Below are 15,468 nucleotides of genomic sequence, written 5' to 3' on the forward strand. Positions count from 1 at the left end.
ACATGAAGGTTATCAAAATATTATCATTTATTATGCTTTTCTCTACTGCATCTCTATTCGGGCAAAATGTTAATATTGAGCAAACCACAATACCTATTGAAATTCCAAAAAAACATTCACCCAAAAAAGCCGGTTGGTATTCCACCGCATTACCGGGCTTAGGGCAAGGTTATAATAAAAAATATTGGAAAATTCCTATTATCTGGGCAGGATTCGGAGCTACAGGATATTTCATTTACACAAATGCAGTCCAAATGTCGAAAGCAAAAGCTGCTTATATATGGATGAGTAACGGTTCAGAAGGTGAAGCCCCGAATAATTTAGTAAATGAGTATGATTCTCCGGCTAAATTATTAAGTGTATATAATCAATACACATCTAATGTTGAACTATTTGCTGTGATTACTTTAGCCTGGTATGCGCTTAATATAATTGATGCCGTTGTTGATGCTCATTTAAAAGACTTTAATGTATCGGATGACTTATCTATTAATATTTCTCCTTTCGTTATCCCACCAACAGGAATCTATCCGAACTCGTATGCAACAGCAGGTTTTAGGTTAACAATCAATTTCTAATAACATGAATTACTGTATTATAGGATATGGAAAGATGGGAAAGACCATCGAACGGATTTTATTTCAAAGTGATGATAAGATCCTTACAATTGCAGACAACGACATTGATTTAAGAAATCAGATCACAAATATTAAACAATGTGATATTGCTTTCGAGTTTTCAACACCGGAAACTGCATATAAAAATATTCTTTTTTGTTTTGAAAATAATATTCCGGTAATTTGCGGAACTACCGGTTGGATGGAAAAATTAGATGAGATTAAAAAACTTTGCATTGAAAGTAACCAAAGTATGATTTATGCGTCTAACTTTTCGATTGGCATGAATATTTTCATGCAAGTTAATAAGTACTTGTCTAATTTAATGTCCAAATTTGATTTATACGATGTATCAATCAGTGAAACTCATCACATTCATAAAAAAGATAAACCTAGCGGTACCGCTTTATCTTTAAAAAATATCATTTTAGAACAAATGCAATTTGATGATATACATATTGACAGTTTCAGAGAAGGCGAGACAATTGGCGAACATACTATTAGATACAAGTCAAACGTTGATAATATAACATTAACCCATGAAGCCACAAATAGAGATGCTTTCGCAATTGGTGCAATCCTTGCTTCAAAATGGCTCATCGGTAAAAAAGGTTTCTTTGAGATGTCGGATGTAATTAACTCATAAAAAAATAAAATACAATTAAACTATGGATGGTGTAATCTTAACTTTCTTAATTATCAAATGGTTCAATCCAATTTTTGCATTTAAAATATTTCAAGATGCGGGCTACAAATGGTGGTATAGTTTTATCCCCGTTTATAATTATTATATATGGATGAAAATAACAAAACGACCTTTGTGGTGGTTTGCGATTCTGATTATTCCTTTTATTGGTTTTTTTATGATGTTCCTTTTGCAAGTTGCAACTGCAAAATCCTATGGGAAATTTGCCCTATGGCAAGAAGCATTAGCGGTCTTATTTCCATTTATTTATTTCCCTTATTTAGGCTTCAGTAAAAATGAAAAATATTATCCTGAACGCCCGAAATATAAAAAAGGCACTGTTAGAGAATGGGTTGATGCGATAATCTTTGCCGTTGTTGCAGTATCTATTCTGAGGATGTTTATGTTTGAAGCATATACCATTCCTACTTCTTCAATGGAAAAATCTCTTTTAGTAGGTGATTATCTTTTTGTTGACAAAATAAAATACGGTGCCCGGGCTCCAATGACTCCCCTATCCTTTCCTTTTGCACATCACACTATGCCGCTTACAAAAAACATGAAATCATATAGTGAAATCATTAAATTAAAATATTATCGATATCCGAAATTAAAGCAAATAAAAAATTATGTGCCTATAGTTTTCAATTATCCCGAAGGAGATACCGTTTCTACAGCATACCAAAGCAATGCAAGTTATTATTCTCTTGTAAGACAATATGGTTACACAAGAGTAAATACGGACAAACGCAATTTTGGTGATATTATTACACGACCGGTTGATAAACGCGAAACTTATATCAAAAGATGTGTAGGCATTCCCGGCGACAGTTTACAAGTTATAGACGGACATGTTTATATAAATGGTGTAAAAGAGCAACATAAAGGCAATCTTCAATTTACTTACCTTGTAAAAACAAACGGATCACAGTTTAGAGCTAATATTTTTACTGAACTTGATATTACAGAACGTCCTATCTATAATCCGAATACAAGTGAATATAAGCTCACACTAACTGATGAGTCTTATGAAAAAATTAAGGCTAATTCGATTGTAGTTTCCATTGAACCTATATACCAAACTCAAGAAGATTATTATAAAGATAATTGTATTATGTATCTTTTTCCGTATAATGCGAATTATCAATGGACTGTAGATGAATACGGACCTATTTATATTCCAAAAAAGAATGATGTTCTGGATATTGATGTTAAAAACATTTGCTTATACAAAAGATTGATAGAAACTTATGAAGGCAATGAACTTCTAATTAAGGGAGAAGATATATATATTAACGGAGAAAAAACCGATAAATATACTGTTAAAATGGATTATTATTGGATGATGGGAGATAACAGGCATAATTCAGCCGATTCCAGATTCTGGGGATTTGTTCCCGAAGACCATATTGTTGGCACTCCTTTGATTGTCTGGTTGTCACTTGATAAGAACAAACCGTTATTCCAAGGAAAAGTACGCTGGAAAAAAACTCTTAGAGTACCAAAATAAATTGATATATTAATTAATAATAAATAAGAAAAATGAAAAAATTATTTTTAGCTTTTGCATTATTTGGTTTAATAAGCATCGGCACATTAAACGCACAAAAAGTTTTTACAGGTATTATTGAATATGAAATAACATATCCTGATACTGAAGTCAATCCAATGATTGCGGCATATCTCCCGTCAAGTTCGATACTTACCATCGGTGAGAACAAGTGTAAAACCATTCAGGCGACAAGTGCTATCACAACTATGGTAATTATTGACGGAAATGAAAGTTTATATCATATTCTTATAAGTGCTATGGGACAAAAATATAGAGCAAAAGAAATTATTGATACGGAAGAGTTAAACTCAAATAAACCTCAGCTTGTTCCTATTATAGGCGAAACAAAAAACATTGCCGGTTATGATTGTGTTAAGACCGAAGTGATTGTTGGCTCGGGAGATAATAAGACTTCATATTACGGATACTTTAATAAAGATATTTATAATCCGATATATGCTCTCGCCGGAGATTTAGGCACCGAAGGCATTCCGCTTGAACTTGAGATTAATTTGGGCGAAATTAAAATGAAAATGACGGCAAAGAAAGTTAAACAATCTAAAATAAAAGACAGTGAATTTAATATTCCGGACGGATATACTGAGGTATCAATGGATGCATTACAGGGTTTAGGAATGTAAAATTTATTTGCCATGAACAAAACATATACTGACGAACAAATCAAATATTTGAGTTTATTGTCTCAGAAATTCCCGACAATACAATCGGTATGTACTGAAATAATTAACCTTGAAGCTATATTAAATCTTCCCAAAGGCACCGAACACTTCTTAACTGATATACATGGTGAATATGACACTTTCAGTCATATCTTAAGAAATGCTTCAGGCGTTGTTCGAAGAAAAATCGATCAAGTTTTCGGTCATACTATAAGCGAAAAGTCTAAAAAACTTCTGTGTACTTTAATATATTATCCGGAAGAAAAACTTGAATTGGCTACAAAAAATATTGACGACTTAGAGAATTGGTATTCAGTAACTCTAAGACGACTCGTATATGTTGCCAGAGCTTGTGCGGATAAATACACTCGCTCTAAGGTACGTAAAGCAATGCCTTCCGATTATGCCTATATTATTGATGAACTTCTTAATGAAAATCCTGAAAAGAAAGAACAATATTACGATAGAATAATCAATACGATAATCGAAATTGATAGAGCAAACCACTTTATTATTGCTCTTAGTAAGTTTATTCAACGACTCACTATTGACAGGCTGCACATTATAGGAGACATATACGACAGGGGGCCGTATCCCGATAAAGTTATGGATACTTTAATGCAATATCATTCTGTTGACATTCAATGGGGAAACCATGATATATTATGGATGGGCGCCGCTACCGGAATTAAATCCTGTATTGCGACAGTCGTACGTATTTCCGCAAGATATGATAATCTTGATACTCTTGAAGATGCATACGGTATCAATTTAATTCCCTTGGCAACTTTTGCCATGAAAAAATATCATAATGATGCCTGTGAATGTTTTATGCCGAAGATTAATTCAAAAGAAAGTTATGATTCACTTAATATCAAATTATTAAGTCAAATGCATAAAGCTATAGCTGTTATTGAATTTAAACTTGAGGGACAAATCATTAAGAGAAATCCCAAGTTTCAAATGGATAACAGATTACTTTTAGAAAAAATCAATTATAAAAAAGGTACAGTTACTATACAGGGAGTTGAGTATAACTTAAAAGATAATTATTTTCCGACTATAGATCCTAAAGATCCTTTTAAGCTTTGTGCTGAGGAAGAAGAACTTATGGAAAAACTTAAATTTTCTTTCCTGAACAGTCAGTACCTACAAACACATATTAAAATATTCTTCTCAAAAGGAAGTATGTATCTAAAACACAACTCTAATCTACTATTTCACAGTAGTATTCCATTAAACAACGATGGTTCGTTTAAAAGCATGGAGATTGAATGCTCTGAATATAAGGGTAAAACTTTATGCGATAAGTTTGAAACAATAACAAGAAGAGCATATCTAAACAGATGGAATACGGAACTTAATGTTCAAGACCAAGATTATGTTTGGTATTTATGGTGTGGTCCATGCTCCCCCCTATTCGGCAAAGATCAAATGACAACTTTCGAGCGTTATTTTATTGAAGATGAGAAAACTCACAAAGAACATCTGGATCCGTACTATAATTATAGAGATAATAAGGAAACCTGCAAAATGATTTTGGAAGAGTTTGGGCTTGATCCCGAAGTTTCCCATATAGTAAATGGACATGTGCCTGTTAAAGTAAAAAAAGGAGAAAGTCCGATAAAAGCAGACGGTATATTGCTTGTTATAGACGGAGGAATGTCTAAACCTTATCAAAAAGTAACAGGTATTGCAGGTTATACATTAATGTATGATTCATACAGCTTAATTGTAATTGAGCATGCGCCGTTTGTTTCACGACAAATTGCAATTGAAAACGAGTTGGATATTGTTTCATCAAGATCATTGGTAACCAGAAAAAATGACAGAATTAAAGTTGGTGATACGGATATCGGTATTGAATTAAAACAACAAATAACCGATCTTAAAATGCTTTTAGATGCATACCGTGAAGGTGTTATTAAAGTAAAAGGTTAAAAAGATATTTTATTAACAAATTGTTAATATAATTAATATAAGTTGGCATAAAAATTGTATCAATTATTTTTTTTTATTATCTTTGCAGTCAGTATTAATTAAAACATAATTATAAATGAAACTTAGAAACTTTACATTAGTATTATTAATGCTTGTAACGATCGTTACAACCGTTAATGCAAAATCAGTAGATAAAGCAACTGCTGAAGTTACAGCAAAAAATTGCTTTTATCAACATATAAACAAGTTTGAAGCTCCAATTAATTTTAAAAGTATTTCCATTCAAAATACAACTCTATTAAAAGTTGGAGAAACACCTGTTATTTACGTTATTGAATTTGACGGAGGTGGGTATGTACTTGTTTCCGCACAAGAAGCAGAATATCCTATTATTGGTTATAATACTCAATTAGGTTCAAAATTTGATATTAATGGAGCTGGGCCTTCATATAAATATTTCATTGAAGACAGAATGAATTCAATTGAATATATCGTTAAAAATAACATTCCTCAAGATCAAGCTACTATAGATGCATGGAAAACCTATAGCACAGAAGATTACGGTTCTTTATTAAACACAAAAGACGATGTTGAAGTAGGTCCGCTGTTGTTGTCAACTTGGAATCAAGATTATCCGTATAATTATTATGCACCACTTGACCCTGTAGGTCCAGGTGGAAGATGTTATGCAGGTTGTGTTGCTACGGCAATGGCTGTTGTAATGCACCACTTTGAATGGCCTCATCAAGGTGTTGGTTCTTCTTCATACTATGCATCAGGATATGGCATTCAAAATGCTTATTACGGAGATTCAACATACAAATGGAATGCTATGCCTATAGATTTAAAAACATCAAGTCCGGATGAGAGTATTCTGGCTTCTGCCCTTATACAATATCATGCAGGCGTTGCCGTAAGAATGATGTTTGGAAATGATGGTTCTGGTGCATATTCAGCAGATGTCCCTAGTGCTCTTAATACATATTTCAGATATTCAGGCGTTACCCAAGCTTTAAAACAAAGCTATACAACACCTAATTGGGAACAATTACTGAAAACCCAATTTGATGCAGGATATCCATTATATCATCACGGACAAAGCTCAGAAGGTGGTCATGCTTGGAATTGTGACGGATATAGAGTTGTTGGTTCTACAACTACCTTCCATCATAATTTTAATTGGGGCGGTTATCAAAATGGTTGGTTCACATCATCTAACCCAAACGGATATAGTTCATACCAAGGAGTTATGCTTAATTTCTATCCGACATCATCTGATTATCCTCCATATGCTTCCGGACAAACTGTAATGACAACTAAAATCGGTAGAGCAAACGACGGTAGCGGCCCTTTACATAATTATTTACAAAACACAGACGCTTCATGGTTGATCTCACCTCAGAACGAATTTGATTCTGTTGCATCTATTGATTTAACATGGGAAAAATTCGAACTGACTGCTAGTGATTATGTGAGAATTTATGACGGTGGAACCACAAGTGACGAATTAATTGGTGAATACTCTGGTACTACTATTCCGGATGCCTTTAAATCAAGCGGAAATCAAATTCTTATCACATTCCATTCATCAGGTTCAGCTCCCGGATTTATCTTTTCATACAAATCTAATTATCCGAAATATTGTAATACAACAACCAACATAAACCAAGCTTCTGCTGAAGTTTATTCTAATCCTGAAAATAAATATTACGTTCCAAGTACTCTTTGTCGTTGGAATGTAGTATATTCAGCTAGCGAAGGCGGAATATTAACACTCCATTATGTTGACACATATAATGAAAACGATTATGTAACTGTTTTCGACTATGACACTGAAGAATTACATACATTTTACGGCAATGTAAATGATGTAGATATTGAACTTTCAAAAAAGGGATGTTTAGTTGTATTTGTTAGTGATAATATGTACACCTCTGGCTATGGATTACACTTCTCATATAGAGATAATAAATTAGGAATTGAAGATATAAAAATTGGTGATATCAATATTTATCCTAATCCTGCAAAAGATGTTCTTAATGTTAGAATTGACTCTGATGAAGCACAAGAAGTTTCATTACAAATTACAAATATTGTAGGAAGCGTTGTTTACAAAGAATCTTTCTCTCATAATAATGTAACAAATCATTCTATCAATGTATCTTCATTAAAATCAGGCATATATTTAATTACTATTAAATCTGACAAAGGTACTGAGACAAGAAAAATTGTTATTGATTAATACTAATTTATAATACACAAAAGTAGAGACATTGGATTACGATGTCTCTACTTTCTATATAAAACCTACCTATTTATGCAAAAAATATATTTAATATTAGTTGTAATAGTTTACTCAATATTCAACAATAACATATATTCACAAACAACACAACCGACTAAAGTTGAATCTGAAGAAACAATTGAAATAGTACATCTTACTAAAGAAACTTTTAAGGAATTGATTTGGAACTTTGAAGCTAATCCAAAAAATTGGACTTTCGAAGGTGATCTTCCTTGTATAATAGATTTTTACGCAAATTGGTGTGGCCCTTGTCGTCAGCTTGCTCCGAAATTAGCCGAACTTGCAGAGGAATACAAAGGACAAATTGTGATATATAAAATTAATACCGACCAAGAAAAAGAATTAGCAGCAATATTCGGTGTTAGAAGCATCCCTGCCATTCTTTTCGTTCCCAGTAACAGCCAGCAACCGCAAATGGCTTTAGGTAATCTGCCGAAAGAAACTCTTGTTGAAGCAATCAATAATGTGCTTCTTCAAAAAAACAATAAATAAATTGACTCTAATTCCACTTACATATTTCGGCCCAATAAGTTGGTGGAAAATACTCTTAGCTAATAATGATATAGTGTTCGACATTTACGAAAACTATATTAAGCAAACCTATAGAAATAGATGTTCAATACTTAGCGCTAACGGGTTACTTAACCTTAGCATTCCTGTAAAAAAGACCAACGGAAATCACACAGTTTTTAAAGATATTAAGGTCGAAAACAATCAGAACTGGCAACATATTCATTACAAAGCTATTATGAGCGCATATAAAGCGTCTCCGTTTTACGATTATTATATTGATGATATACAGCATATTTGGACTACAAAGTATGACTATCTATTAGACGTATGCTTGGAGTCAATTAATATTATATCTAAAATCACCAAAACAACACCTAAATTTATTCTATCAGATTCCTATATTACTGCCAATTCTGATGATTCGGACTTTCGTAAATCACAAAAATATATTTTGGAATCAGATTTTACTGTAAATCCATACACTCAAGTATTTAGTGACCGTTTTAATTTTATTAGCGACTTAAGTATCCTCGATAAAATATTTAACACAAATTAGTATGAGAAAATTTTTTAAATATATAATAGATAACTATAACCTTATTTTAAAATTCATACTTGTTATTTTAATAATTTGTTCCGCAGTGTATTTTATGCCGCAGAAAAATACATTCAACTATGTTTATGAAATTGGTAATACATGGAATTATAGCGACCTTATTGCTCCTTTCGATTTTCCGATTAATAAAAGCACTACACTTCTTGAACATGAAATCAAAGACATACAAGAAAACTCAAAACAATATTACTATATTGATAAAGATGTAACAAATACTCAAATTGATAAATTCAATCAAGCATTAAATAAATACTCGGAAAACAATAAAATTGACTCCGTTAGTTTAAAAAATATTAAATACACTTTTGAAGTAATTGTTAATACCGGTATCATTACACATGAAGACATAATAAATAATAAAAATGACGATTACATTATTTATCTGATTTCGGATAATACAATCAGAAAAGTTTTCCTTAAAGATATTTTTACTATCCAGTCGGCAAATATAAAATTTTCTAATGTTTGTTCTCAGCTAAAAAATATTGATAATACAGCAATTAATTTACTTGCCGAAACTCATTTTACCAATAATGTTTACTTTGATAGAAACAAAACAAATCTCGAAACTAAAAAAACTATTGACGACTTATCCGTTTCATATGGGAAAGTACATAAAGGAGAGTTAATTGTCTTAGAAGGTAGTATCATAAATAAAGATACTGCCATTATTTTACAATCTTTGGAGAATGCTTATAGCTTTTATGACAACACGTTAATTAACAATAGATTGAGCAGAACTGTCATATACTTAATTATATGTCTTAGTTTTATGGCTTTTCTAACAATAAACAGACCCAATATCATAAAATATAACAAATCGTTTTTATTAATTCTTTTAACTATAGTTATAATAATAGCTTGGATTTCAGCTATACTTTACGGTAATAATCCAAAAAGCGTTTATATTGTTCCGATATGTATTGTTCCGATAATTTTCAGGGCATTCTTTAATTACAAGATTGCAACCTGGGGTATGCTGTTAACAACGTTGCTGGCTGCTGTTATTGTACCAGATCCGTTTTATTTTTGTATATCAAATATAATTACCGGAATTATTGTTATTTCGTTTATTTCCAAACTTGAAAAGCGGTCACAATACTTTATTGTAACGCTTGTAGCTTTCACTTCTTATTGTATTATTTATGTTGCATACAATCTAAGTAAAACAGATACAATTACTTCCGTTTTCTTCCCTTTTATTCAACAATATTTATTAAATTCAATACTTTTACTTACCTCTTACCCAATAATATTTTTTATTGAGAAAATATTCGGATATACTACGGATATAAGTTTAATTGAACTTTCAAATACTAATAATAAGATTTTACGAAGATTATCAACCGAAGCTCCGGGTACCTTTCAGCATAGTATTCAGGTAGCTAATCTAAGCGAAAATGCTGCAAGAAAGATCGGCGCAAATGTACTTTTAGCCAGAGTCGGTGCATTATATCATGATATAGGTAAATTGGATGCTCCTTATTACTTTTCCGAAAATCAGATAAAAAACACAAATCCGCATGAAGATCTTCTACCGGAACAGAGTGCTAAAATTTTAATTTCGCATGTTACCAAAGGTATTGAAATTGCTACAAAAAGTCATCTGCCGGAAGTAATTAAAGATTTCATTCGTTCGCATCACGGAACAAGGTACACTTCATTCTTTTATAGAAATGCTATCGAACAGTATGGTAAAGAAAATATTAATGAAGAAGTATTCAGATACCACGGTCCGAAACCTTTTAGCAAAGAAACAGCCATTGTTATGATGGCAGATTCTATTGAGGCCGCATCTAAAAGTCTTCAAGACACAGATGAACAACAACTCACATATTTAGTAAACAACATCATCGACAAACAGATTGCTGAAAAACAATTCACTAACACAAATATTACTTTAAAAGAAATTGAAATCGTAAAAAAAGTTTTCATCTCAAGTCTTAAAAGCAGCTTTCATTTACGTATAAAATACCCAACCGTCGAAAATTAACAATTAATTTATCACTCCTTTTAACTCTTAATTAATATGCAAGGTATAGTATTAAAATCGCAAATACCACTTAGAGCCGATAAAAGTCATCGAAGTGAAATGGTTTCTCAAATACTTTTCGGAGAAACTTATACGATATTAGATAAAATGGATGATTGGCTTTTAATTAAAACTAATTATGATAACTATATAGGCTGGATAGATAATATTTCTTACGAAGAATTAAATTCAGAACAAAAAACTTTTATCATTCGTAACAAATATATAAAAGCATTGGATCGCAACAATCTTGAAATTATTATTCCTGCAGGTTCAGCAATCACAGAACCTAATAGTGATAATTTTTTTGTCATTAATAATAATATTTACAAGATTTCTGATTATTGTGAATTGATAAAGAAAACAAGTATTGCGGAATCGGCAAAATATTTTCTTAATTCTCCTTATTTTTGGGGTGGTAGAACATTCATGGGTTTTGATTGTTCCGGTTTTGCACAGATAATATATAAAATTAACAATATAAATATACCGCGTGATGCTTCTGAACAAATTAAGCACGGCAATGCCATACCTATTATACAAGAAGCACACGAAGGCGATTTAGTTTTTTTCGGGAATGAAGAAAGTATAAATCATGTAGGTATCTTATTAAGCAGCGAAAAAGTTATTCATTGCTCCGGTGAAGTAAAAATAGATTACATTGATAATACGGGGATTTTTAACGGGAAAAAATATACGCATTTCCTAAGAGGAATAAAAAGTTATTAACAATTATTTGGTTTTATCAACAATTAAAATTGTAATCAACTATTCTTTTGAGCATTACAAAAAAACCGATTTAAAACGAACAGCTTAGAAATCTTTAACAAAAATTTGTTAAAGATTTCTTTTTATTACTACTTTTGTAAGCTTAATTATGAAAGTTTTTAATTAAACAAATATAATTGATTATTAACTAATATTTATTAACTAAAAAAACTATTAAAGATGAAAAAGATTCTACGAATTGTTATGATGTTTACAGCAATGTTTTTTGCTATTTCGTCTATTGCACAGGTTACTACATCCAGCATGTCGGGTAGAATAACCGACAAAAATGGTTCTTTACCGGGTGCTACCGTATTGGTAAAGCATATTCCATCAGGCACTTCATACGGCACAGTTACCAATAATGACGGCCGTTATATTATTCAGGGTATGCGTGTTGGCGGTCCTTACACTATCGAATTTTCATACGTGGGATATAATACTGCCAAATATGAAAATATTCAACTATATTTGGGTGAACCATATATTTTAAATGTTAGGTTGGTGGAAGGCAAAACAATTGAAGGTATAGAAATTACTGCTGAATCTATGAATTCTAATATGAATACTGAACGCGCAGGAGCAGTAACTGCTATTGACCAAAGAGCAATTACATCTATTCCAACTACAACAAGAAGTTTAAACGATGCTATTAAACTAACTCCTCAAGCTACTTCTTCTGCAAGTGGTCCGGCTTTAGGTGGCGGTAACTATCGTCAATCATACGTTAGTGTTGATGGTGCTGCATTTAACAATGCTTTCGGTATCGGACAAAATATTCCTTCTGGTGGTAGTCCTATTTCTCTTGATGCACTTGATCAAATATCAATAAGCCTTACACCTTATGATGTTCGTCAAAGCGGATTCTTAGGCGGTTCTATTCAGGCTGTTACAAAAAGCGGTACAAATAAATTACATGTTTCTGTGTACGATTATTTCACTAACGACACATTTTTAGGAAAAAAATATGGTGATAAAGACAGTACAAATAATTATCAAAAACTTAACTTGAGCGAAACTTTAAAGAATACTGTAGGTATTAATATAGGTGGCCCTATCATTAAAGACAAATTATTCTATTTCGTTAATTTTGAATATGAAACAGATATTGCAACAGGTCAAACAAGATTAGCTCGTGAAAACGAAGATCAAGAATGGGGCTCAGAGAATCAATATAACCGCCCTACAGTTTCACAAATGGATGAAATAAGAAATTATTTAATGGAGAATTTTAACGGTTATGATCCAGGTAGATATCAAAACTATTCAACAAATACTCCCGATTATAAATTATTGGCTCGAATCGACTGGAACATTAATAAAGACCATAAACTTAATGTTCGTTTCACACAAACAAGCAATAAATATTCAAGCGATCCATCAAGCTCAATAAGTCCGTTCTCCAGCAATGTTTATAATAGAAATACTGTAGGACGTACTTCAATGAACGCTCTTTATTTTGAAAGTGCACGTTATTATCAAGAACAAAACTTTATGTCTATTGCTGGTGAATTAAATTCAAGTTTCCTTAATGGAAAACTTAATAATGTATTCCGTGCTACATATTCAAAACAACATGAGCCGAGAAGTTTTGTAGGAGATTTATTCCCAACTGTTGATATTTTAGAAAATGACAGCGTTTTAACAACTTTCGGTCCGGATCCTTTTACATACGGTAATCTACGTGATGTTTCCACAGTAATTGTAACCGATGAAATAAGTTATCAATTAGGTAAAAATACTTTCACCGGTGGTCTTCAATTCGAATGGGATAAAACTAAAAACGGTTATATGCAAGGTGGAGCGGGTTATTATGTTTATAATTCATGGCAAGATTTTGTAGAAAATAATGCCCCAAAATCATTTATGATTACTCATCCTAATAACAATGAACTTACACAGGAATATCCTTCATTCACATACATGCAATACTCTGTTTATTTGCAAGATGAAGTAGCATTTAGTGAAAACTTCAAAGGTACTTTGGGATTACGTGTTGAAGTTCCTACATACCCGTCTTTAGCTAACAATTACAATATAGAATTTACAGAAGGATGGACTGATGGCGATGGCGTACATCATGAAACATTCCCCAACTATGCAACTTCGGATATGCCTAGCGCAAAAGTAAACTTCTCTCCGCGCCTTGGTTTTAACTGGGATATCTTAGGCAACCGTAATTTGGTACTTAGAGGAGGAACAGGTATTTTCACCGGTCGTCTCCCATTTGTATGGATCGTTTCAGTTGCAGGTAACAGTAACGTAATTCAAGCCCAATACATTGCTGAAAACAATGTTCCTATTACATTTTATGATAATATTGACGGTATTCTGGAAGCATTATATGGTGGTGCCTTTGAAAAACAAGAACTCTCCGCACCAACAAGTCCTACCTTACTTTCTAAAGATTTAAGAATGCCTCAAAATTGGAAATCTTCTTTAGCTTTAGACATTAATTTATTTTGGGGAATTAAAGCTACAGTAGAAGGTATTTACAGCAAAGAATTAACTTCAGTTGCCGTAACAAAATTAGGAATCGAACAATCAGGATCAGTTGAACTAATTGAAGGCGTTGATGAAAGAGAAACATGGGTTTCACAAGGTATTAGAAATTCTTTGGGAAGAAATATCACTCCTTACTTAATTGAAAACACTGATAATAAAGGTTGGTATTATTCTGTAACAGCTATGTTGGAAAAGAAATTCGACAAAGGTTTTACTGCAATGGTTGCATATACAAGATCTGAAAGTAAATCTGCAATTGACGGAAGCGGCGACCAAATTACTTCTGCATTCTCAATTGACAGTTATGTTTCTGGAGCAAATAACCATGATCTCGGATATTCATCATATGTTACTCCCGACAGATTTATTGCAAGTGTCAGCTACAGTAAGGAATATGCAAAATATTTTGCTTCAACTATAAGCTTATTCTATGAAGGATACAGATACGGTTATGCAGGAACTTGGGGATATTCAAGATATTCTTATACTTTAAGTTCTAATGTTGTTGGTGATGGTGGTGCATCTAACTTATTATATGTACCGACAGAAACCGAATTAGACAAAATGAATTGGGCTTCTGAAACTGATAAAACTAATTTCTGGACTTTTGTTCAAGAAGATAAATATTTAAGCTCAATGATAGGTAAATATACAGAACGTAATGGTGCTATTATGCCTTGGAGACATACAATTAATCTTAAATTTATGCAAGATTTTTATTTCTTCATTGCCGATCAACGCAACACTCTTCAAGTTGGTGTTGATATTTACAATCTTGCTAATTTATTAAATCCGTCTTGGGGAAATGTTTCTCAACTTAGTTCAAATGCAATTTTAGCTTACAACAATGGAGAATATTCATTTACCAATCCTAAATGGAATAAATATGCAGGTACAATGTCAACTTGGGCAGTATCGTTCAGCTTACGCTATATCTTCTAAAAAAGAGTTTAATAAATAATTTATATAAGAGGCTACTCAAATGGGTAGCCTTTTTTTATGGATTGGCAAGATATATAACAATTAGCCGAATTAATAATATCTTGCTAAAATAATCTTACATTACCAAACATACCCCTTAACCAAGAGTTTCTGAATTAATTATATGACTATAAATTCCACATATATTAATTACTTTATTGTATTTTCAGCCAACAATATTGGTTGAATAAATTATTAACAACTTCCAATAAAAGAATTAAAAGGTAAAGGTAATCTCGGATATTTTGAAATAAATCTAAGTTTTAAATCATT

At 32.1% G+C, this 15,468-nt stretch carries 11 protein-coding genes; all 11 read left to right on the top strand.

From position 1 onward, the window contains the following. The first annotated feature begins 2 nt into the window (after positions 1–2). The 11 genes from LBP67_03505 to LBP67_03555 all read left to right on the top strand — a co-directional run bounded on the left by LBP67_03505 (position 3) and on the right by LBP67_03555 (position 15,156). Entirely contained in the window at positions 3–578 is a 576-nt protein-coding gene (locus LBP67_03505) for a DUF5683 domain-containing protein (GenBank protein ID MDR2084042.1), read from the top strand. A 4-nt stretch (positions 579–582) separates the two neighbouring features. Further along, on the top strand, positions 583–1,263 hold the full coding sequence (gene dapB / locus LBP67_03510; protein ID MDR2084043.1) for a 4-hydroxy-tetrahydrodipicolinate reductase: 681 nt from the start codon (positions 583–585) through the stop codon (positions 1,261–1,263). Positions 1,264–1,285: 22 nt separating this feature from the next. Further along, positions 1,286–2,812, top strand: coding sequence for a signal peptidase I (gene lepB / locus LBP67_03515; GenBank protein MDR2084044.1), 1,527 nt, complete (start codon positions 1,286–1,288; stop codon positions 2,810–2,812). A gap of 32 nt (positions 2,813–2,844) precedes the next feature. Further along, complete coding sequence (locus tag LBP67_03520) at positions 2,845–3,495, top strand: hypothetical protein (protein ID MDR2084045.1); 651 nt, start codon at positions 2,845–2,847, stop codon at positions 3,493–3,495. A gap of 12 nt (positions 3,496–3,507) precedes the next feature. Then, positions 3,508–5,475 (top strand): fructose-1,6-bisphosphatase, encoded by a 1,968-nt coding sequence (locus tag LBP67_03525; GenBank protein ID MDR2084046.1) that lies wholly within the window; start codon positions 3,508–3,510, stop codon positions 5,473–5,475. Positions 5,476–5,590: 115 nt separating this feature from the next. Further along, positions 5,591–7,717, top strand: coding sequence for a C10 family peptidase (locus LBP67_03530; protein MDR2084047.1), 2,127 nt, complete (start codon positions 5,591–5,593; stop codon positions 7,715–7,717). A 75-nt stretch (positions 7,718–7,792) separates the two neighbouring features. Further along, entirely contained in the window at positions 7,793–8,272 is a 480-nt protein-coding gene (gene trxA / locus LBP67_03535) for a thioredoxin (protein MDR2084048.1), read from the top strand. 1 nt (position 8,273) lies between these two features. Further along, positions 8,274–8,849 (top strand): WbqC family protein, encoded by a 576-nt coding sequence (locus LBP67_03540; GenBank protein MDR2084049.1) that lies wholly within the window; start codon positions 8,274–8,276, stop codon positions 8,847–8,849. Between the two features lies 1 nt (position 8,850). Then, positions 8,851–10,902: an HDIG domain-containing protein gene (locus LBP67_03545; GenBank protein MDR2084050.1), complete on the top strand. Its 2,052-nt coding sequence runs from the start codon at positions 8,851–8,853 to the stop codon at positions 10,900–10,902. A gap of 36 nt (positions 10,903–10,938) precedes the next feature. Beyond that, positions 10,939–11,670 (top strand): C40 family peptidase, encoded by a 732-nt coding sequence (locus LBP67_03550; protein ID MDR2084051.1) that lies wholly within the window; start codon positions 10,939–10,941, stop codon positions 11,668–11,670. Between the two features lie 219 nt (positions 11,671–11,889). Beyond that, the gene (locus LBP67_03555; GenBank protein MDR2084052.1) at positions 11,890–15,156 is read left to right on the top strand and encodes a TonB-dependent receptor; all 3,267 of its coding nucleotides are present in this window, start codon (positions 11,890–11,892) and stop codon (positions 15,154–15,156) included. Positions 15,157–15,468: the final 312 nt, after the last annotated feature.

The sequence above is a fragment of the Bacteroidales bacterium genome (genome assembly GCA_031276035.1).
Lineage (GTDB): Bacteria > Bacteroidota > Bacteroidia > Bacteroidales > BM520 > RGIG7150.